This is a genomic window from Sphingobacterium sp. SG20118 (genome assembly GCF_044740685.1).
Taxonomy (GTDB): Bacteria; Bacteroidota; Bacteroidia; order Sphingobacteriales; family Sphingobacteriaceae; genus Sphingobacterium.
Window position 1 is genome coordinate 1,990,493 of record NZ_CP172826.1, and the last position, 21,124, is coordinate 2,011,616.

Genomic DNA, 21,124 nt, shown 5'->3' on the forward strand with positions numbered 1-21,124 from the left:
GGGTAGATAAATAGTTTGTATGCCATGAGGGAAGGTGTGTAAACTAATTTTCAAGATACTTGTTATTAGATTATGGGATTGATAAGTTTTACGAATCGGGGTATCTATTGTCAACAGGGTGATTTTTATATAGACCCTTGGTTACCGGTAGATTATGCGGTAACCACACATGGGCATGCCGATCATGTACGATGGGGAAATAAATATTACCTGTGCCATCATTTAACCAAGGCTATTATTAAATGTAGGATAAGTGAGGACTTGATTGTCGAGTCTTTAGGGTATGGCGAGACCATAACCCGAAATGGTGTTCAGATTTCTTTTCATCCAGCAGGACATGTAATTGGTTCGGCGCAGGTGCGTTTAGCCTATAAAGGGGAGGTTTGTGTGCTATCTGGCGATTATAAGACCGAATACGATGGTATAAGTACTGCTTTTGAGCCTGTCAAGTGCCATACTTTCGTTTCTGAAAGCACTTTTGGACTTCCAATCTATAATTGGCTGCCGCAGGAAACCATATTTCAGGATATCAACCAATGGGCCGACCAGAATAGGGAAGAGCATAAAACGACCGTACTCATCGCATACAGTTTGGGTAAGGCACAGCGTCTAATGCAAAACCTGGCAGGACATAGCCCTATTTATGTCCATAGAAGTATTGCACGGTTAAATGCGGCAATTCAACAAGCTGGTGTATCCTTGCCATCATATACAGAGATTTCAGCAGAGACTGGTAAGGACGAGTTGCAGGCTGGGATATTGATCGTTCCCCCCGCTATGCGGGATACCAAGTGGATCAAGAGTCTGCATACGGCAGCGGTAGGAGTCTGTTCTGGATGGATGCAGGTGCGATCGCATAGGAGGTGGCAAAGTGCTGATGCCGGTTTTGCTCTGAGTGATCATGCGGACTGGAACGGATTGATCGATGCGATTCGGGCAACTGAAGCAGAGAAAATATATGTTACTCATGGTTTCACCTCTGTTTTTGCTCGTTACTTGACAGAGCAAGGATTGGATGCCGAAGCGGTTTCAACGCAATTTGGAGTGGAAGATGATGAAAGGATAGAAGAGAAGGAGGTGAGCATTTGAAAAGGTTCAGTAATTTGATTTCCAAACTGGAGCAAAGCAATAAGACGAATGATAAACTAGCGGCACTTGTACACTATTTTTCGGAGGCTGATGAGGTGGATAAAATATGGGTGATTGCGTTATTTACAGGTAAAAAACCCAAAAGGACCATCAATACCAAGTTATTGAAAGAATGGATAACAGAAATCACTGATCTACCCACTTGGCTCTTTACTGAGTGCTACCACAATGTAGGTGATTTGAGTGAAACAATTGCGCTACTATTACCCCCTCCAACCGCACATTCGGATATTCCTTTACATCAATGGATGTTGGATCTGAAAAGGTTAGTAAGCAGTAGCGATGAAGATAAAAAACAGTTTGTTTTCGATGCTTGGATGAAGTTGGATGTACAGGAACGGTTTGTCTTTAATAAATTGATCTCGGGTAATTTTAGAGTGGGTATTTCTGGTAAGAATTTGATCCATGCCTTAGCCAAGCTTACGGGGCTGGAGGTAAACCACATTACCCATAGTATAATGGGGAAATGGGATCCTGAACATATCACCTACACAGACCTGTTAGAAGGGGTGCATGTCAATACCGATAACTCATGGCCCTATCCATTTTGTTTGGCAAATCCAATCGAAGTTCCGGTGCAGGAATTGGGGGCAATTGCCGATTGGCAGGCAGAGTGGAAATGGGATGGTATTAGAGGACAGCTCATTAAAAGGAATGACGAGCTATTCATTTGGTCCCGCGGTGAAGAGTTGATCACGGATCAATTCCCTGAATTGCATATTGCGCTTGAGGGTCTTCCGAATGGAACGGTCTTAGATGGCGAGATTTTGGCTGTGAGAGATGGCGAAGTACTGTCTTTTAGTACGCTTCAGCAACGGTTGAATAGAAAGACTATTCTCAAGAAGCAATTAGAGCAAGCACCTATTTCTTTCTATGCATACGATCTGTTGGAGTATGGGGGACAGGATATGAGGGGGGAAAGCCTACGAAAAAGGAGATTCCTATTGGAACAGCTATTGCCCATCGGTAAGATCATTCAACCTTCACCAATTGTTTCTTTCGATACATGGGAGAGTTTAGTGGAAACGAGAAAACAGTCACGAGAAATGAACAGTGAGGGGCTTATGTTGAAACATCAGGATTCTCTATACCATAGCGGACGAAAAAGAGGTGATTGGTGGAAATGGAAGATAGAACCTTTTACCGTTGATGTGGTGATGATATATGCGCAGAAAGGTAGTGGAAGAAGAGCTAATTTTTTTACTGATTACACCTTTGCGGTAAGGGATGGAGATCAATTTGTGACCATAGCAAAGGCATACTCTGGATTGACAGATAAGGAAATTAAAGAGGTCAATCGATTTGTAGTGAAAAATGCCATTGAAAAGTTTGGGCCTGTAAGAACAGTAAAGCCGGAATTGGTGTTTGAAATTGCTTTTGAAGGGATAGCTTTAAGTAAAAGGCATAAAGCGGGTCTTGCCCTGCGTTTTCCAAGGATCGTGCGCTGGAGAAGGGATAAGAAAGTCGAGGATATCAATAAAGTGGAAGATCTACGAGTGCTATTAAAATCAACGATGAGGGAAAGCGAGTTATGAAAAAAACTGTTGGCTATCAAAAGGTATTAAAATGGCTTAAGGTAAATAAGAAGAAACCCTTTCCATTTCAGGAAAAAACCTGGGAAGCTTACCTCGCGGGTTATAGCGGTCTATTGAATGCACCTACAGGTTTTGGGAAAACGTACGCTGTCTTTTTGGCTCCGATCATAGCCTATCTGAATGAAGGGCCTATACCTAAAAAGGCTAAGCTTGGGTTGCGTGTTATCTGGATTACGCCATTGCGATCATTGTCCAAAGATTTAGCTCGTGCTATGGAAGAGGCTTTATTTCAACTCGATATTGGATGGCGAGTAGGGGTGCGAAATGGCGATACTTCAGTGTCTGAAAAGCAGAAACAAAAACGTGCGATGCCCCAAGTGCTATTGATTACACCTGAAAGTCTACATCTCCTTCTGGCACAAAAAAATACGGAAGCTATTTTTGATAATCTTTCCTGTATCGTAGCAGATGAATGGCACGAATTATTGGGAAGTAAGCGTGGCGTGCTTGTCGAATTGGCACTTTCGCGGATAAAAGGAATCCTACGATTTCGGGAAAACAGGGTGCTACAGATTTGGGGGATTTCGGCGACTATCGGTAATCTTGAAGAAGCATTGGCAGTACTACAACCGGATGCAGTGGTCTTGAAAACGATTGTAAAAGCCGATTTTGAAAAAAAAATTCAGATACAATCGATTATTCCGGAGACAATCGAGATGTTGCCTTGGGCAGGGCATTTGGGTATCAAGCTGGCGGATAAATTGATTCCCGTTATCAAAAAAAGCAGAACGACATTGGTCTTTACAAATACGAGAAGCCAAGCTGAAATTTGGTTTCAACATCTTTTGAAGATCCACCCAGATTTTGCGGGACAGATAGCCATACATCATGGCTCTATTGATCATGAACTGCGTAACTGGATTGAAGACGCGCTTCATACGGGCATCTTAAAGGTCGTTATTTGCACTTCTTCATTGGACCTAGGTGTCGATTTTAAGCCCGTTGATACGGTCGTCCAGGTAGGGTCTCCGAAGGGGGTGGCTCGGTTTTTACAGCGTGCCGGAAGAAGTGGGCATTCACCATTTGAAACATCAAAGATCTATTTTATGCCTACGCATGCACTCGAACTCCTCGAAGTAGCGGCAATCAAAACGGCAGCGAAAACCGGCCAGATTGAAAGCCGAGAGCCTTTTGTCTTGACTTTTGATGTCCTGATACAATATCTGGTCTCATTAGCAGTGGGAAGTGGGTTTGATGACAAGATTATCTTTGACGAGGTCAAAAATACCTTTGCATTTGCGGATTTATTGGAAGAGGAGTTTCAATGGTGCATGCACTTTATAACGCAAGGAGGGACCAGCTTACACGCTTACCCTGAGTTCCATAAAGTGGTGCTGGATGAAGCGGATGGATTATGGAAAGTAACCAGTCGGCAGATTGCTATGCGGCACCGCCTGCATATTGGGACTATCGTGAGTGATGCTATGCTGAAGGTTAAATTTATGAAGGGTGGTTATATCGGTATGATTGAGGAATATTTTGTTTCCAAACTTAAGGCTGGTGATCGTTTTAATCTAGCCGGGAGGAGCTTAGAGTTTGTCATGGTCAGGGATATGCTTGTGCTTGTGCGAAAAAGTAATCATAAAAAGGCGATAACACCGAGCTGGCAAGGGGGTAGATTGCCGTTAAGTTCCAATTTGGGAGCTATCTTGCGCACCAAGTACAGTCAAGTATTAGAAGGAAATGAAGAGGAGGAAGAGCTGAAAGTCATAAAGCCCCTATTCCAATTGCAGGAGGTCATTACACATGTTCCATTAGTTGATGAGTTTTTGGTCGAATTGATTAAAACCAGAGAAGGATATCATCTTTTTGCTTACCCTTTTGAAGGGAGACTGGTACATGAGGTAATGGCTGCATTGGTTGCCTATCGGATTTCCAAATTAATGCCTATCACATTTTCTATCGCTATGAACGACTATGGTTTTGAGCTGTTGAGTGATCAGCAGATCCCGATGGATGACGCCATCGGCTATGAAGTCTTTTCTCCTGAAAACTTGAGTGAAGATATTAATGCAAGTATCAATGCTACCGAGATGGCCAAAAGAAAATTTAGGGATATTGCTTGTATATCGGGTTTGGTTTTTCAGGGCTATCCGGGCAAATATATCAAGAACAAACAGATCCAATCATCTTCTTCTTTATTTTTCGATGTCTTTGAATCTTATGATCCTCGTAACCTATTATTGCGTCAGGCCTATGATGAGAATTTTCATTATCAACTGGAGGAAACCGCGATTGATGATGGCTTTACAAAGAATACAGAAAAGTGCCATTATATTGAAGACTGCCACTAGGTTTACGCCCTTTTCTTTCCCTATAAAAGTGGACAGTATGCGCGAGAGCATGAGTTCTGAAGAACTTGAAGTACGAATTGAAAGAATGAAGGCAGAAGTATTTAAAGATTTGAATAAAGATGGTGAGCCTAATTAAAAGAGGTTTGGAAATCGTATTGGACAATGACCGAGCCCTATACATTCCTCAATATGGCCTATTGGTTATCAGTGATTTTCACTTGGGCAAATCCGGTCACTTTAGACGGGAGGGATTACAGATTCCAAGTGCGGTATCGCAGCGGGATATCATGCGATTGGATGGATTGGTGCAAAGGTATGATCCGCAGGTACTTTTGGTGACTGGGGATATGTTCCATCATCAGCATAATGTCGATCTGGAGGAATTTCGAGTCTGGCGCCAATATAATAGGCACTTGGAAATTATTCTGGTAAAGGGTAACCATGATAAATTACAAGCATCTTACTACGATGAATTGCTGATCCAGCTTTATCTGAATCAGTATGAAATAGGTGAATTTTGTTTTGTACATGACAGTAAGGATGCTCCTGATAACGGTCTGTTTGTCTTTTCTGGACACCTGCATCCAGGAGTTTTATTAAAAGGATCAGCAAGACAAAAGATGCGATTGGCATGTTTTGTTTTTGATGAAAATACAGCCTTACTACCTGCTTTTAGCTTATTTACGGGCTTGTATATGATTACGGCCAAGCGAGGGCAGCAGATTTTCGCAGTGACTGAAAGCCTGGTAATGCCGGTCAATATGTTCTAATGTAATGGTTACTTTACTGGGATAGGATTGCCTGTTTTCCAAAGGAGAAGTATGAGCAATGTGTTTTTTTATAATACGTTCTATAGCAATACCTCTAGGTCGGTTATTCCATTATGTGCCAAATCTGAAATACTTTTAAGTGTTCTTTTAGCTATTTCCTCCATAGCCTCTTGGGTAAAGAAGGCCTGATGCGCAGTTACCAAAACATTCGGAAAACTCATCAATAATTGAATCGTGTCATCTTGTATGATAGTGGATGATAGGTCTTTGAAGAAAAGTTTTTCTTCCTGTTCATAGACGTCAATCCCCAGTAGTCCAATTTTTCTTTCCTTTAATGCTTTGATTGCATCGTGGGTATGGATAAGATTTCCTCTACTGGTATTGATGATGGTCACACCTTCTTTCATCTTGTCAATAGATTCCTTATTGATGAGATAATGATTCTCAGGGGTAAGTGGGCAATGTAAGGAGATGATATCAGATGTTGAAAATAGAGTGTTTAGCGTAACATATTTTACTCTTAGATCCATTAATTCCACGTCTGGGTAGAGGTCATAAGCAACTACCTCTGCACCAAAACCCAGCGCTATTCGGGCAAATGCTTTGCCTATCTTACCTGTTCCTATGATACCTATTTTCTTCTGGTACAGGTTAAAACCCAATAATCCATTGAGGGAAAAGTTTTGTTCCCGTACACGATTATAGGCTTTATGTGTTTTTCGGTTTAAGGTCAAGAGCATCGCCATGGTATGTTCAGCCACTGCTTGGGGTGAATAAGCAGGTACTCGGCAGACCCGAATGCCGAATTCTTTTGCTGCTGCTAAATCGACATTATTAAAGCCAGCACATCTTAATGCGATGAATTTCACTCCTTTCTGAGCGAGAACTTCCAATACTTTCCTATTCAAAACGTCGTTGACAAAAACACATACAGCCTTTTCATCTTCAATCGCATTCACAATATGTGGACCGAGATGCGTTTCGAAAAAATTAAAATCAAAGCTATATTTTTCATTTTCTTTCTCGAAGAACTCTTTATCGTAAGGTTGGGTTGAAAAGAAAGCTATTTTCATAAAAATTATTATTTATTGGAACTAATGCGTTTTTATTTACACGGGCACACATTCAATTCCGTTCTGCTGAATGAGCTATGATTTGTATTTCATGCGTCTTTTAAAGTTACGAAACTTTCGGGTAATATGGTCAGCAATTTTCAACTTGATTTCTATTAGTTGTAGTCTGTAGGGTGATTTCAGTTTTGATTTTTTTTAGATAGATATGCATTTTTATAATTTAATTTTTAGGCTAACTAACGCTCACTTTATATATACATAATATGATGACTCAGATTGAATTTGCATAAAATGCTAAGCATATTTTAAGTGCGGATAATCAAGTAGGTTTAGTAAGTTGTTGAAAGTCTTTTTATTGTGTTTCTAAGTTTATATCTTTGGGTATCGGTCATCTGTTAAAGACATGAATATAACAAACATCTTATGCTAAAGCTTATAAAATTAACTTTAATCTTGCTCCTTTTTTCGTTGCAGATTCATGCTCAAAGTATGGATAGTTTACGTACTAATTTAGAAAACATCGTGCAGTCGAAAGATGCATTAATAGGCATTGCGATTACAGGAATAGATAAACAGGATACGTTGGGGGTTAATGCGGATCATCATTTACCCATGCAAAGTGTTTTTAAAGTACCGATCGCTATTGTCATGTTATCTGAAATCGATAAGGGTAATTTTGAACTTGACCAAGAGATTAAAATTACTAAAAAAGATATGACACCTGAGATATGGAGTCCGATTAGAGAGAAATATCCTAAAGGGGTAACGCTTACTATACGGGAGATTTTGGAATATACGCTGACATTGAGTGATAATATTGGATGCGATGTCATTCTAAAGCTCCTTGGTGGACCTCAGGTGGTGGAACGTTATTTTACCAATATGGGGTTTTCAGATATTTCCATTAAAATTAACGAGAAAACGATGCAAAGTGATTGGGAATCCCAATTCCGGAATTGGGCTACCCCTCGGGAGATTAATAAGATATTACAAACTTTTTATGTCAATGAAAAGAATTTATTATCGTTGGAGCAATATGATTTTTTATGGAGCACGATGATATCCACAAATACTGGATTGAATCAATTGAAAGGCCAACTACCAAAACATACCGTCGTTGCTCATAAAACAGGGTCGTCTGGTACCCATAAAAAAACGGGAATAACAGCAGCTTTAAATGACGTAGGCGTTATCTTACTTCCTAATGGAGAATATTTTGTTATAAGCGTCTTTGTCACGAATTCAAAAGAAAACCAGGAAACGAATGAAAAGATAATTGCGGATATAGCCAAGCAGGCTTGGGATTATTTTGTGAATAAAGGGAATTAAAATACGATGGTGCACAGGAAACGCATCGTGGACAAATAGGTAATGGAATACTAAATAAACCGGTAATGAAAAATAATATTGCTCATGACGAGCGCATTGCCCATTTGACTTTTGCTTCGGTTTACCCGCATTATCTTGCGAAAGTGGAGAAGAAAGGTAGAACAAAAGAGGAGCTCCATCAGGTGATAGCTTGGCTTACTGGTTTTGACGACAAGATGTTGGAGGAACAGATCATGAATAAAGTAACTTTTGAAACATTTTTTCAAAATGCAGTTTTAAATCCCAATGCAGAGCTGATAAAGGGCGTGATATGTGGCTATCGTGTAGAAGATATTGAAAATCCATTGACGCAAAAGGTCAGGTATTTGGATAAAATTATAGACGAGTTAGCTAAAGGGAAAAAGATGGAAAAGATTATGCGCAGTACGCAATAATTATTGAATTTGGGCTATAGATATAAACAGGCGTAACTTAAGTTCATTCGTGCGATCTGTTATTTTAAAATCGTTTAGGATTATATAACCCTAAACGATTTTGTGGTTTTATTATTGATATTATTTCAAATAAACTTATCTTATTTTAATAAAAGGGTTCCCTAAATGGACAAAAAAAAATCTAATTTCAACATTTGTCTCTATCAGATACTAATAATGAGCTGTAACCTATAACGCTATATTTTATAATCCGATAATGCCTTTGATAATTCCACTATATTAGGAATTTTACTGTAATTATGAAGAGTAGTCTTTAATGCATATATTAGTATGATACTAATCACATTAGTCACCATACTAATCTAAATCATGCCTAAACAAGCCTTAATTTCGAATTCGGAATTTGAGTATATTTATGAAAAATGGAATAAAAGAGTTTATCACTATGCACTGAGCAAAACTTCTTCGACGTATATTTCGGAAGAGGTTGTGCAAAGGGTTTTTATTAAATTGTGGGATAATCTTTATACTAAAAAGGTAACCGTCGAATTAGAATCTCAATTATTTTGCATCGCTAGAACTACGTTATTAGATATCCTAAAAGAGGAACGCAAGCGACAAATTATATTGGAAGAACCCTATTTACAAGAGTCCGTGCAAACACCGTCTGAACTCTATCGATTGAAAGAAATCAGTGCGCACTATGAGCGGGTTGTGGATGGTATGCCTCCTTCTAGAAAAAAGATTTTTTTACTTAGTCGGTTCGACAATTTAAGTTATAAAGAGATTGCCAGCCGCTTGGCAATATCACCGAAGACTGTTGAAAATCATATTTCTCTAGCACTTAAGGCATTGAAAAAAGTATTCTTCCTGTTTCTATCGGCTCTTCTATTATTCTTAAAATAATTTTGGGGGTAAGGGGCGATTCTGTCGTATTCTTATTATATGAAGATTACGTCAGAATTAGTCAATCGTTACTTAAAGAATCAATGTTCTGCAGAGGAGGCTACGTATTTGGAAAATTATATCCGATATGGAGATCCAAACTTAGAGACACTGCTTCCTGAGGAAGATTGGAATTCGGTAGATGGAGATCTTGATTATGCCAATCAAGAAGATATACGAAAAAACATATTTGCTAGTATAGAAAAAAATAGAATCCGTATTCATAGAATCCGTATTTTTATTAACCTATCTAAAGTTGCGGCAGCCTTTATTTTGTTTCTGGGAGTTTATGGAATCCTAAATCAGTTCACGAAAACACTGGTTTCAGTTCATAGTGAAACGGCTACTATGAGCATTAATTCCACTGAAAGCAGCAACTTATATTACATCAATTCAGGAAATGACATCATGACTCTGACTGCAAGTGATGGCTCTATCATTACCCTCTATCCAAAATCAGAAATTAAATACCCGGAAGATTTCAGTAACCTAAAAGAAAGGATTCTTTATTTAAAAGGTAAGGCCAAGTTTAATGTGACCAAGGATATAAATAAACCATTTCGTGTGCATTCGACAGGAGTGACAACTACAGCTTTGGGAACGATATTCATCGTTGATGAGTTAAAATCGACGCAGACACAGGTTAAGTTATTGGAAGGGAAGATAGAAGTGAAGGCCCAAGCTGCTAACGAGGAACGAAATCTAGTACGTACCATTATGCCAAATGAAGAAATCACATTAGACCATCATGATTTAACGATAGTAGAGGAAGTGAAAGTACATAAATCAGGAATAGATCGGGGCGGATATTTTCTTCAAAATGCTGCTGTTATCCAATTTAAGAATATTGCTTTAGAAGATGTGATTAATGTCCTGATTCAAAATTATGACATAGATCTTCATTATGATAAAAGAAAAATCAGTAATAAATTTTATAGTGGTCATTTTAACAATACAAAACAAGTTTACAAAGAAATCATTCAAGAGATTAATTATTTACATCATGTAGAAATCAGTTATACCTTTCCAAATAAATAAACACTTAAATCAAAACGCTAATTATGAACATTTTTTTTTCCAAAAAGCATCAATTGATGACGATGCTGTTCCTGAGGACTAGGAACCCTCAGACTAACTGGGTCCTTCGCTTGGGTGTGCTGGGTCTTGTTAGCATGAGTTGCCAGGTCGGATTTGCACAATCGACAGCTTCCGTTAACGGCGTGGTCAGGGATGCGAGTAATCATCCAATTACAGGAGCAACTGTTAGTATTGAAAATCTGACAAGTAAATTTAAGCAGGTCAATACAACAAATGATGATGGCATGTTTTCATTTGAACGCATTCCAGAAGGACAGGGATATGTCATCACGATCAGCTATGTGGGCTTTAAAACCAAAGTGCTCAATAATTACAATATTGACTCCAAGGATAAAGTTGCCATAACGGTTGCACTGGATCAAGAGCAAGAAAGTCTGGAAGAGGTAGTCATAGTAGGGTATGGGAAGCAACGTAAAGCAAACATAACGGGTTCGGTCGCTTCTGTTAATGCAGATCAATTGAAGAATATTGCTCCCTCAAATCTATCCAATACCTTAGCAGGACGAGCGGCAGGGATTAATGTGACCAATACTTCCGGTATGGCTGGGGCTTCTTCTAGTTTGCGTATACGAGGTAGCTTTGCAGAACCCTTATATGTTATCGACGGAATCGTTCGAGATAAAGCGGCTTTTGATGCTCTGGAGGCCAATGAGGTCGATCAGATGAGTTTTCTGAAGGATGCCGCTACTGCTGCGGTGTATGGTACGCGAGCTGGAAATGGAGTTGTCGTGGTAACAACGAAAAAGGGGTCTGCTCAAGAACCTGTTTTCAATGTACAAAGCAATTATACTTTCGGTGCACCCACTCAAACACTTTTGGCGGATATTACTACAGCAGCAGATGAGTTGACCTATCAAAATAGAGTTTCTCAATTTAATTGGGAAAATGGAGATCGTTCTAAGCCTTGGGTAGCACCTAATGGACAGACCGAGTTCGACTATTTTAAAGATAAAGATTACAGCGTCAATGATGTGATCTGGAGGAATCCGTTTAGCTATAGACAATCAATTTCAGTTGCCGGTGGAGGAGATCGGATTACCTATTATAATTTGGTTAGTTACCGTAAAGAAAATGGGTCGTACCAATCTTTAGATCACGAAAAGTTCAATTTAAGAAGTAACGTTAGCGCTAAAATTTCAGATGATTTTACCATAGATGTCAATATATCTGCCAACCAGACTAATTCTAAACGGTTTTACTGGCCATTCAGTACTGCAGCAGAGGATGATGATTTTGATGTTTCGGATTTTTATCGGGTCACTTTCAATTGGCCAAAGATGTATCCATTTTACCTCAATGCCGATGGTTCTCCCAGTAATTCGCGCACGGATTTTCCAGTCCAGACTCCTATGGGAAGCTGGCAGGCTTGGAATGTAATCGATCAAGTGATGGGAGATCGTTATATCGACCGTAAGGTGCGACAAGTTAATCCGATTATGACCCTAAATTATAAATTGGATAAACTCGTAGAGGGCTTGTCTACCAAAGTGGTCGGTAGTTATCTAGCACAAGATTATATGCGGAAACGATTCATGACGTTCCAGAAGAATTATACGTTCACGTCATTGAATCCTGATGGTAATCGATTCATTCCCGCACCTCCTTCTGAAGATAAGGTGAATATATTTACGTTCAGTCAGGCACAGCCATTTATGGATTATTCTCCTGAGCGGGAATGGGAATACCAAGTCAACTGGTTCTTGAACTATAACCGGAAATTCAATAAACATACCATCGACGCTTTACTGGTCTATGAACAATTTAAAGCGGGAGGTACATATGTGAATTCGCGTGCTGAAAATCCAATTGTGAGTTTAGATCAGATGTTCATCTATCCAACAGATCGTAATTTTAGATCGACAAATGCATATGAAAGTATCAATTCGAGAAGAGGGATCATCGGACGAGCGAACTATAATTATTCGGATAAGTATATTGCAGAATTTTCGTTCCGATATGATGGATCTCCGCTGTTTCCAGGAGACAAACGTTGGGGATTGTTCCCATCCGTATCTGCGGCCTGGCGTGTATCTGAAGAAGGTTTCTTTTCCAATATTAAAAACACTTTCAGTGACTTGAAGCTTAGAGCTTCTTATGGTACTACAGGAAATGATTTGAATGTCAATGCCGAAAGAATTGGACAATTTCTTTATCAAGAAAAATATAGACCGTCTGGCGGGTACATGTTTGGAGACCGCTACTATAATGGTGTAGCTTATGGTGCGACTCCTACTCAAAACCTGACGTGGACGACTTCTAAGAGTGTCAATATTGGTGTAGATTTTGGTTTTATCAATAACAAATTGACGGGTTCTTTGGATGTATTCAACCGTAAAGAAACGGATATCTTGGGTCCACGGTCGCTGACTGTTCCGGATAATTATGGCCGGGAACTAGCTCCGGAGAATTATGCTGCAAGAAGTTATAAAGGTGGCGAGATATCCCTAAATTGGAATGATCGTATAGGAGAAGTATCGTATGGCCTGACTGCTAATATGGGGTATGCAAAGGACCGTTGGGATATATACGATGAAGAACCTTCGTACGGCCCTGATGGGACTCAAAATTTCAGGACCCGTATCGGAAGACCAGAAAATCGAATCATCGGTCTTGAGGCTGTCGATCTAGTGAGGACACAGCAGCAGCTCGATGCACTGAAAGATCAAGGTTTCAAAACCTACGGACGTGATCCATATTTGGGCATGATCATGTATAAAGATATTCGAGGAGCCAACTATTCGGACACACCGGATGGGAAGATCGATGATAACGATATGATGTTGCTTTCTGAAAACAATACGCCCCGAATCAATTATGGCTTTGGGTTGAATGCCAATTGGAAAGGGTTTTCAGTTTCAGCATTGTTTCAGGGGGTATTGGCCTATGACCGGATCATCAGCAATCAAGAAGGAGGAGGAATGCGCCAGCATGGGGGTGCTTTCCGACCATATTATCCCATATGGGCTGGCGATGTATGGACTTCAGAAAATGAAGACGCACAATATCCAAGGGTCGTAGGTTCAAACTGGGCAGAGGCAGGTACTGGTACTTCGAGTTTCTGGATACGTAATGGCGCATATTTACGTTTACGTGATTTGAACATTTCTTATGGATTGCCAAAATCTGTTTCCGATGCCATGAAGATAAAAAGTGTGAACGTTTTCTTTAATGGAACAAATTTATTTGTACTATCACCAATGAAGGAATTTCATGATCCAGAACAAAAAATGTATGACTCTTATCCCGTCATGAAAACGTTCACATTAGGTTTGGACATTAAATTTTAAATGGAGTATGCAAGTTTATGCCACCATTGCGTGGACATATGCTCGTGAATGTTCTACTATTATTACTAAATTTTATTCTAATGAAAATTATATTTTATCCCATAATAGCCCTTTTACTGGCCACATCATCTTGTAAAAATGTGCTTGATATCGATGATCTCAATTCACTCGATGAAAGCAAGGTGTGGAATGATCCTAATTTAGTCAATGCCTATATTACCAATCTCTATCCGTTGTTTGGGAACTGGATTGCAGGTGCTGATGGTAACTCAGAACAATTGGTGGATATTTCATTTCCCTTGGATGCTGTGACTGTAAATAATACAGCCTATAAGGCATGGGACTACACAACAATTAGAAAAATCAATACAGCTATTCATAAGGTTAACGAAAGTACAGGCTTAAGTTCTGATGTGAAAAATTCGGTATTGGGTCAGGCATTATTCATGAGAGCCTATATGTATTTCAATATGGTGAGGCATCATGGAGGAGTTCCCTATATCACGGTTCCGCAAGATTTGAAAAAGGACGATTTGCAGACGCCTAGAAATACAACTAAAGAATGTTTTGATTTGCTGATTAAGGACTTGGATGCTGCAATCGCACTACTACCGGCTACAATAGAAAAGGGTTCGGAAGATTATGGACGTATTGATGGCAATTTTGCTGTAGCATTTAAAGCCAAAGTGTTGCTATATAAAGCCTCGCCGCAATTTAACCCATCAAACCCTTATGGCAATGCTTATTGGACAGAAGCTCATGCAGCCAATAAAACGGCGTACGATCGATTGAAAGCTAATGGTTATGCTTTAACTGAAGACTATGCACAGATTGCGATTCAGGAAAAGGGACCAGAGGTTGTCTTTGCAGTTATAAATTCCTACCCCAATAAGGTCGCCAATTGGGATAATGGTGTTCGACCGGGTTCGGAAAGCCGCGGACCTGCATCAGCAGTGCCTTCTTGGGATTTTGTAAAGACTTTCCCTATGAAAGATGGTAAACTTTTTTCAGATGCAACAGGGAAATACCATAAGACCAATGATGATTTCTTACAATCTTATTGGGAAAATAGAGATCCTAGATTTGATAAATCCATCGTTTGGAATGGAAAAATTTATGAAGTCTCTGGAAAAGCAGGTAAGAGACAGTACACTTCTGTGGGTATAGCGGCCGATCTGGATAATTTTGGGGTCAATCCAAAAGCTAAAACGCCATCGGAGAACTTAAGTCGCTATAGTGGTTTTTTTATTCTTAAAAATTCTAAACTCTCCTTGAAACAAACAGAGGTGGAGACTCAATATGATGTTGATTTTGTATTGATGCGCTTTGCAGAGGTGATGATGAATTATGCCGAAACAGCAAACGAAACCGGCGACTTCAATACCGCTTTGGATATTATGAAACAAATCCGCCAACGCGCAGGAATCGAAATTGGCTCTGATGGGAAATATGGTATCACGGCTTCCAATCGTTCGGAAATGCGAGATGCAATCTTGGCGGAACGTAATATCGAGTTCTGTTTTGAAGGACATCGATTCTGGGATTTGAGAAGAGCACGTAAATTGAATACCCTCAATAATACAACTAAATATGGAGTAGAGGCAATTGCTATCAACGATAATGGAACTGAGATGGATTTGGATGTAGCTGTTGATTTGGCTAAAAGTTACAATTTGAAAGAAAATCAATTTAAATATAGCGTATTGCAGGTTCCTAATACAGGAAATAAGGTGAACCTGGTACCCGATACTTATTATTTCTTTCCAATAGCACAATCTGTTATTGATAAGAATAGTAAAATTCAACAAAATAAGGACTGGGGCGGGACATTCAATCCGACTATGGAATAATTTGATTTTAATGCATATTATATTATAATTATGCTATTTTAAAGTGAAATATCGTTATTCAGAAATAATATCAAGAAGGGTAGGCTGTTGTCGAATGATGACAGCCTATTTTTTGCTTTACTTGAGGATAAACAATCCATCATTTAAAAACAATCGTCCTTATCATACTTGTGGCAGGTATAGCAGAGGTTAAACTAGCTTATCGTCTGTTTTCATCCGGAATTATTGTATATATAAAAACGATTAATCATCTTTACTTAGTAATTATACTTGAACAAAAAAGCTCAAAATGAGTTGGTCGGTTATTTTGATCGGTAACATCGATTTTCAATTTATAGATTAATATTTTTTGCACGAAATGAAAACAACATATGAACAAATAGTCGACAGCCAGTATATTGCTTCTCCTGAGGCACGAGGGAATATTCCTGAAATCCTGTCACTTGCAGGACATGAAAGTTTCTCTCCTGCTGCTGCCGATGAGAAAAGGACGCTTCTTTTAGCAATTGATGTACAAAATGATTTTATGGAAAACATCGGTAGTCTTCCTGTAGCAGGTTCGAAAGGTGATGTACAACGCCTGACGCAATGGATGTATCGTAATGTGGCGTCGTTGACTCAGGTTATATGTAGTCTTGATTGTCATTCATTGTTGCAGATATTTCACCCAGGATGGTGGCTAGATCAAGAGGGCAGGCACCCCGATCCCTTTACCACTATTACCTATACCGACGTTGTAAATGGTCTATGGAGTGTTGCAAATGGAGAATCAGAACGCTCGCTAGCGTACCTCCGTAATTTAGAATTGTCAGATAGAAAACAGCTTTGTATATGGCCTCATCACTGTCTAGAGGGAACATATGGTGCTATGCTCGAAAGCCAATTTACGTATATGCTTTACTTCCACGCAGCGGCACGTAAGACCCGACCGATATTAGTTTATAAAGGGCAAAACCCGTATACCGAAATGTACGGAATCATTAAGGCGGAGTATGATAACGATAATTATATCAACCAAACGGTATTGGATGCCGTAGGCCAGTATGATGCTATTTATATCGCAGGCGAAGCTTCTAGTCACTGCGTATTAGCCTCAACCTTACAAATTCTCGAACATTTTGCCGATAACAGGGCTATTACTTCACGCATTACGCTATTGGTCGATTGTATGTCGCCAATTTCTGGTTTTGAAAAGGATACTTTAAAGCAGTTTGATGAACTGAAAGATAGATACGGTATTCAAATCAGAAATTCTACAGATGTAAGTTTATAGTGTTTAGGCTAATTTTAAGATTTGTTCTACGCACTTTAATAACAGATATTACTCATTCATGGCTGTTTGGCACGTTAATAGATAATTATATACTTAAATTTAAATATGAAAAAGATATGTTTAATATTCGGTTTGGCAACAATCCTCCTCACCACTTCATGTTATAGCATTAGAACAGCGGGAAATAGCGGTAAGGTTCCTCCAGGGCAAGCAAAAAAAATAACAGGTTCAAAATCTGCCAAACCTTATGCTCCTGGGCAGCAACATAGAAAAAAGAATTGATTTATTGGATTGTGTAAAGTATTAGAAAAGATGCAATAAGTTCAAATGAAATCATGGGTATTTTATTATAAAATTACCTTAAAAAAGGGGGTGAATTTGCATAAATTCGCCCCCTTTTTTAAGGTATAGTATTTTAAAGGCGTCTGATCCAGATATTGCGGAAGCTGACCTTATCGCCGTGGTCCTGTAATACGATTGGGCCAGGGCCATGAACCAAGGTTTTTGGCAATCCGATGTATTCTGTAGTTCCTTCGATCTGCGTATTGTACTGTACCACTACACCATTGTGCAAGATGGTTACAATACCTTTTTTTATTAAAATACCATCTGCGTTGAATCGAGGTGCAGTATATAAGATATCATAGGTATGCCATTGTCCAGCAGATTTCACTGCAGATACAAGTGGAGGTTGTTGTTTGTATATCGAGCCAGCTTGACCGTTTACGTAGGTAGGATTATTGTTGTTGTCCAACACCTGTATTTCGTAATGTCCTTGTAAAAATATACCGCTATTTCCACGTCCTTGGCCTTCGCCCTTAATTACCTCCGGACTTTTCCATTCGATATGCAGTTGGAAGTCTTCAAAGTTTTCTTTTGTTTGAATATCCCCAGATTGTGGCGTACACGTCAATATGCCATTTTCGATATTCCATGGAGCTTTGCTCTGTATGTCTTTTGCACTTACCCATTGGTTGAGGTTAGTACCATCAAAAAGCACGATAGCATCTGAAGGAGCTTGATTTTTTGAAGTAGTCACCGTTCGGATAATCGGGGTATAGAATTCGGTGTCCTGCGGTTGGAACTTGGTCTGCGCATAGGTTAGGGTGCTGATTAAACTCAAGCAAAGGATACCAGAGGTTTTGTATATTCTGTTCATGTTTTAATTGATTGATTATACGTAAATATATGAAATCATCTATAAATGTAATATGATTTACTAAGATTTTGTTGTTATTCATGTATAGCTGGGATGAAATGATTTCTTCTCATGAAATAAATCAAAAATCTATAAACGCGTATCCAATCGTCAACTATTTTAAAAAAATCAATGTAATATTTATAAAAATTATAGGTGAGCTTTTGATACAATATAAGGATTTACTAAGAAATCAAAAGCATAAAAGACAGTATATTATTGTTGTAAAAATGAATTCAGCCGATGAGATAGGGCAACAAAAAGCTAATTTTATACAATATGTCAGTAATAAAAATTAAATTTATAAAAACTGATTACACTTAGAAATAGGAAATATGAAAAAGCTAATCGTATTATCATTTGTATTATTGACAATAATAGGCTGCAGAAATAAGGAGTCAACAACAAAAAATTCCAATGCTGAGACGCAGGAGGTTTCTGAAGTGAGTATAAGCCCAATTAATTTAGGATGTTATGTTTTTGACGATAATAAAAGCACGATCTCTTTGGAAATCACCGAGAATGTGCATGAGAACGAGGTTAAGGGAAATCTAACTTATGCTTTGGCAGAAAAGGATAAAAACTCGGGGAGCTTTATAGGACAATTAAAGAACGGTATTTTTGTCGCAGATTATACTTTTCAATCTGAGGGAATTCAATCGATTCGACAAATTGCTTTTAAAGTAAACGGAGATACGCTTATTGAAGGATATGGTGAGTTGAATCCTGAAGGTACGGCTTTTAAAGACATAGATAGTATACAATTTGTATCGACTATGCCACTCGTAAAAAGCGAATGTCCTAAACAACGAGTAGCTTGCTTGTATGAGGAGGGAAAAGTATATTCTGAGATAGAACAATCTTGTTTAACATTGGCGACCTTAAAAACTAAGCTAAATCCCTTAGAAAACGGTGCGAGGATTGACGGAATCGCTGCCTATTTAATATTCAGTTCAGATAATACCAAAGCTGAAATTTTTCTACCAAAATCCAACACAGGTATTGTATTGGAAAAATCAGGAGAAGGTAATTGGGTATCTAAAAACTTTACGCTATCTGCTTGGAAGGGATATGTTTTATTAGAAAATGGGGTCGCTATTTATGCTGGTCAGTAATGCGATACATCCATCATTTATTTTTATAGAATAGCAGATTTAATGAATCCGATAGACAATTACATTGCCATAAACCGACAGTCTTGGAATAACAGGACAGACGCACATTTAAAGTCTGAATTTTACGATTTGGACAGTTTTTTGAAAGGGGAAACATCACTTAATGACATTGAACTAGCACTCCTCGGAGATGTAAAAGAAAAGACTATTCTGCACCTGCAATGCCATTTCGGTCAAGATACAATTTCACTGAGTAGACTTGGAGCTAGCGTGACAGGTGTTGATTTAGCAGATAAAGCCATTTTAAATGCAAGGAGGATTGCCGCCGATACAAATTCGAATACACAATTTATCTGTTGTGATATTTACGATTTACCAAACCATTTGCAACAGCGGTTTGACATTGTTTACACGAGTTATGGTACCATTGGGTGGTTGCCAGATCTTGATAAATGGGCTCAAATTATCGCCAAATATTTAAAACCTGGAGGAAAGTTCGTTTTTGTGGAGTTTCATCCAGTTGTGTGGATGTTTGACGACAGCTTTGAAAAAGTAGGGTATAGTTATTTTAATTCAGGTGCACTCTTAGAAACAGAAAGTGGCACGTATGCTGACCGGTCTGCAGACATCACACAAGAGTATGTTATGTGGAATCACGGACTTAGTGAAGTGATGAGTAGCTTGATAAATTATGGATTTGAAATCAACACTTTCGAAGAGTTTGATTATTCACCCTATAATTGTTTCAATAATACAATTGAACTGGCACCAAAAAAATATAGGATTGCACATTTGGGTAATAAAATTCCAATGGTTTATGCGTTAGTTGCGACAAAGAAAGGAGTATAGAAATGATACGATATACCGCACTATGGTTTCATTGAAATACTACCAGCAATGCAAGTAGACAATAATCAGTAATTGTAATAACGAGAAATCGATAACATCTAAAAAATTATAAATGATAAATAATCTAACATTCAAAACGATAATAACAGGTAGTATAATTTGGCTATTAAGTTCGTGCTCGCAACCCACAGGAGACAACTATATCGGTTATTGGGTTGAAAAAGACAAAAAGCTTACTGAAGCCGTCGAAATCAGAAAAGATGGACAGAAACTTTATTTAATTGCGGAAAACATCGAAGTACCCGCCAGTTATAATAAGGAAGATAAAACATTAAAAGCAGAGATTTCCAATGGATTAGCTACTGTTGCTATTGTTATGAATCTTCAAGAAGAAACCGGTATGCTCAAGGTGAGTATGGGGAATAAGTCCGAAGAGATGACGCGGATAAGTAAAGAAGAAGCGGAGCAACGAAAAACGTATATTGCTTCTTACTATAATCCAGATTTCTTTGTCGGTGGCTGGAAGAGTGACGTTGCACAAGAAGATCCTTTTAATATCATAAAAGAAGGGGATACCTATTATTATGTTGGTAGTTTCTTAGGCAAGAAGGCGATGAAGTATGACGAAAAAAATCATAACTTCAAATATCAAATAGGTTTTACCACATTAACTTTGCGTCGTTCTGGAGACAATGAGATTACTGGAAATGGAAATCGTGTGTATCGAAAAGTAAAGAGATAATTGATCCAGATTAGCATTGTATATATAATTAAATACTATCCATATTACGAAGTGGATAAAAAATAATTGTAGGATGGTCATGATTTTTTTCTTTGGTATACTCATCCCAAGAAGTCCATTGCC

18 protein-coding genes are annotated in these 21,124 nt (G+C 38.6%); 16 read left to right on the top strand and 2 right to left on the bottom strand.

Features of this window, described 5'->3' with window-relative positions:
* Window positions 1–72: 72 nt before the first annotated feature.
* The 4 genes from ACFX5U_RS09270 (at window position 73) to pdeM (ending at window position 5,808) form a co-directional block, all read left to right on the top strand.
* Window positions 73–1,089: a ligase-associated DNA damage response exonuclease gene (locus tag ACFX5U_RS09270; protein WP_400263230.1), complete on the top strand. Its 1,017-nt coding sequence runs from the start codon at window positions 73–75 to the stop codon at window positions 1,087–1,089.
* A complete protein-coding gene (locus ACFX5U_RS09275) occupies window positions 1,086–2,684 on the top strand; it encodes an ATP-dependent DNA ligase (protein WP_400263231.1) in 1,599 nt (532 codons plus the stop codon). Before ACFX5U_RS09270 ends, ACFX5U_RS09275 begins: the two co-directional genes overlap by 4 nt.
* Window positions 2,681–5,038, top strand: a complete 2,358-nt coding sequence (locus ACFX5U_RS09280) for a ligase-associated DNA damage response DEXH box helicase (protein ID WP_400263232.1) — start codon at window positions 2,681–2,683, stop codon at window positions 5,036–5,038. The genes ACFX5U_RS09275 and ACFX5U_RS09280 overlap by 4 nt, the downstream gene beginning before the upstream one ends.
* A gap of 119 nt (window positions 5,039–5,157) precedes the next feature.
* Window positions 5,158–5,808, top strand: coding sequence for a ligase-associated DNA damage response endonuclease PdeM (gene pdeM / locus ACFX5U_RS09285; RefSeq protein ID WP_400263233.1), 651 nt, complete (start codon window positions 5,158–5,160; stop codon window positions 5,806–5,808).
* Window positions 5,809–5,888: 80 nt separating this feature from the next.
* On the opposite strand, the gene ACFX5U_RS09290 is transcribed toward pdeM, so the two are convergent.
* Window positions 5,889–6,881, bottom strand: coding sequence for a 2-hydroxyacid dehydrogenase (locus tag ACFX5U_RS09290; protein ID WP_400263234.1), 993 nt, complete (start codon window positions 6,879–6,881; stop codon window positions 5,889–5,891).
* A gap of 423 nt (window positions 6,882–7,304) precedes the next feature.
* Here ACFX5U_RS09290 and bla point away from each other — a divergent pair, with 423 nt between their 5' ends.
* From bla to ACFX5U_RS09330, 8 genes are all read left to right on the top strand, one after another.
* The gene (gene bla, locus ACFX5U_RS09295; RefSeq protein WP_400263235.1) at window positions 7,305–8,210 is read left to right on the top strand and encodes a class A beta-lactamase, subclass A2; all 906 of its coding nucleotides are present in this window, start codon (window positions 7,305–7,307) and stop codon (window positions 8,208–8,210) included.
* 65 nt (window positions 8,211–8,275) lie between these two features.
* Window positions 8,276–8,644 (top strand): DUF2200 domain-containing protein, encoded by a 369-nt coding sequence (locus tag ACFX5U_RS09300; RefSeq protein ID WP_280568426.1) that lies wholly within the window; start codon window positions 8,276–8,278, stop codon window positions 8,642–8,644.
* Window positions 8,645–9,013: 369 nt separating this feature from the next.
* Window positions 9,014–9,550: a sigma-70 family RNA polymerase sigma factor gene (locus ACFX5U_RS09305; RefSeq protein WP_400263236.1), complete on the top strand. Its 537-nt coding sequence runs from the start codon at window positions 9,014–9,016 to the stop codon at window positions 9,548–9,550.
* Between the two features lie 39 nt (window positions 9,551–9,589).
* Window positions 9,590–10,627, top strand: a complete 1,038-nt coding sequence (locus ACFX5U_RS09310) for a FecR family protein (RefSeq protein ID WP_400263237.1) — start codon at window positions 9,590–9,592, stop codon at window positions 10,625–10,627.
* 23 nt (window positions 10,628–10,650) lie between these two features.
* On the top strand, window positions 10,651–13,974 hold the full coding sequence (locus tag ACFX5U_RS09315; RefSeq protein WP_400263238.1) for a SusC/RagA family TonB-linked outer membrane protein: 3,324 nt from the start codon (window positions 10,651–10,653) through the stop codon (window positions 13,972–13,974).
* Between the two features lie 80 nt (window positions 13,975–14,054).
* The gene (locus tag ACFX5U_RS09320) at window positions 14,055–15,824 is read left to right on the top strand and encodes a RagB/SusD family nutrient uptake outer membrane protein (RefSeq protein ID WP_400263239.1); all 1,770 of its coding nucleotides are present in this window, start codon (window positions 14,055–14,057) and stop codon (window positions 15,822–15,824) included.
* Window positions 15,825–16,182: 358 nt separating this feature from the next.
* Entirely contained in the window at window positions 16,183–17,097 is a 915-nt protein-coding gene (locus ACFX5U_RS09325; RefSeq protein ID WP_400263240.1) for a hypothetical protein, read from the top strand.
* 105 nt (window positions 17,098–17,202) lie between these two features.
* Window positions 17,203–17,379, top strand: coding sequence for a quinol oxidase subunit 4 (locus ACFX5U_RS09330; protein WP_200878631.1), 177 nt, complete (start codon window positions 17,203–17,205; stop codon window positions 17,377–17,379).
* A gap of 133 nt (window positions 17,380–17,512) precedes the next feature.
* Here the strand turns inward: ACFX5U_RS09330 and ACFX5U_RS09335 are convergent, their stop codons facing one another.
* A complete protein-coding gene (locus ACFX5U_RS09335; RefSeq protein WP_400263241.1) occupies window positions 17,513–18,256 on the bottom strand; it encodes a DUF1080 domain-containing protein in 744 nt (247 codons plus the stop codon).
* An 80-nt stretch (window positions 18,257–18,336) separates the two neighbouring features.
* Between ACFX5U_RS09335 and ACFX5U_RS09340 the strand changes: the two genes are divergently transcribed.
* The 4 genes from ACFX5U_RS09340 to ACFX5U_RS09355 all read left to right on the top strand — a co-directional run bounded on the left by ACFX5U_RS09340 (window position 18,337) and on the right by ACFX5U_RS09355 (window position 21,001).
* On the top strand, window positions 18,337–18,594 hold the full coding sequence (locus tag ACFX5U_RS09340) for a hypothetical protein (protein ID WP_400263242.1): 258 nt from the start codon (window positions 18,337–18,339) through the stop codon (window positions 18,592–18,594).
* A 36-nt stretch (window positions 18,595–18,630) separates the two neighbouring features.
* A complete protein-coding gene (locus ACFX5U_RS09345) occupies window positions 18,631–19,410 on the top strand; it encodes a hypothetical protein (RefSeq protein ID WP_400263243.1) in 780 nt (259 codons plus the stop codon).
* A 42-nt stretch (window positions 19,411–19,452) separates the two neighbouring features.
* Complete coding sequence (locus ACFX5U_RS09350; RefSeq protein WP_400263244.1) at window positions 19,453–20,259, top strand: class I SAM-dependent methyltransferase; 807 nt, start codon at window positions 19,453–19,455, stop codon at window positions 20,257–20,259.
* A 112-nt stretch (window positions 20,260–20,371) separates the two neighbouring features.
* Window positions 20,372–21,001, top strand: coding sequence for a hypothetical protein (locus ACFX5U_RS09355; RefSeq protein ID WP_038698052.1), 630 nt, complete (start codon window positions 20,372–20,374; stop codon window positions 20,999–21,001).
* Window positions 21,002–21,124: the final 123 nt, after the last annotated feature.

What these genes read in the sequence shown, in the direction of transcription:
- ACFX5U_RS09270 (WP_400263230.1), top strand. Translation starts at nt 73, where the DNA reads ATGGGATTGATAAGTTTTACGAATCGGGGTATCTATTGTCAACAGGGT.
- ACFX5U_RS09280 (WP_400263232.1), top strand. Translation starts at nt 2,681, where the DNA reads ATGAAAAAAACTGTTGGCTATCAAAAGGTATTAAAATGGCTTAAGGTA.
- pdeM (WP_400263233.1), top strand. Translation starts at nt 5,158, where the DNA reads ATGGTGAGCCTAATTAAAAGAGGTTTGGAAATCGTATTGGACAATGAC.
- ACFX5U_RS09290 (WP_400263234.1), bottom strand. Translation starts at nt 6,881, where the DNA reads ATGAAAATAGCTTTCTTTTCAACCCAACCTTACGATAAAGAGTTCTTC.
- bla (WP_400263235.1), top strand. Translation starts at nt 7,305, where the DNA reads ATGCTAAAGCTTATAAAATTAACTTTAATCTTGCTCCTTTTTTCGTTG.
- ACFX5U_RS09300 (WP_280568426.1), top strand. Translation starts at nt 8,276, where the DNA reads ATGAAAAATAATATTGCTCATGACGAGCGCATTGCCCATTTGACTTTT.
- ACFX5U_RS09305 (WP_400263236.1), top strand. Translation starts at nt 9,014, where the DNA reads ATGCCTAAACAAGCCTTAATTTCGAATTCGGAATTTGAGTATATTTAT.
- ACFX5U_RS09310 (WP_400263237.1), top strand. Translation starts at nt 9,590, where the DNA reads ATGAAGATTACGTCAGAATTAGTCAATCGTTACTTAAAGAATCAATGT.
- ACFX5U_RS09315 (WP_400263238.1), top strand. Translation starts at nt 10,651, where the DNA reads ATGAACATTTTTTTTTCCAAAAAGCATCAATTGATGACGATGCTGTTC.
- ACFX5U_RS09320 (WP_400263239.1), top strand. Translation starts at nt 14,055, where the DNA reads ATGAAAATTATATTTTATCCCATAATAGCCCTTTTACTGGCCACATCA.
- ACFX5U_RS09325 (WP_400263240.1), top strand. Translation starts at nt 16,183, where the DNA reads ATGAAAACAACATATGAACAAATAGTCGACAGCCAGTATATTGCTTCT.
- ACFX5U_RS09330 (WP_200878631.1), top strand. Translation starts at nt 17,203, where the DNA reads ATGAAAAAGATATGTTTAATATTCGGTTTGGCAACAATCCTCCTCACC.
- ACFX5U_RS09335 (WP_400263241.1), bottom strand. Translation starts at nt 18,256, where the DNA reads ATGAACAGAATATACAAAACCTCTGGTATCCTTTGCTTGAGTTTAATC.
- ACFX5U_RS09340 (WP_400263242.1), top strand. Translation starts at nt 18,337, where the DNA reads ATGTATAGCTGGGATGAAATGATTTCTTCTCATGAAATAAATCAAAAA.
- ACFX5U_RS09345 (WP_400263243.1), top strand. Translation starts at nt 18,631, where the DNA reads ATGAAAAAGCTAATCGTATTATCATTTGTATTATTGACAATAATAGGC.
- ACFX5U_RS09350 (WP_400263244.1), top strand. Translation starts at nt 19,453, where the DNA reads ATGAATCCGATAGACAATTACATTGCCATAAACCGACAGTCTTGGAAT.
- ACFX5U_RS09355 (WP_038698052.1), top strand. Translation starts at nt 20,372, where the DNA reads ATGATAAATAATCTAACATTCAAAACGATAATAACAGGTAGTATAATT.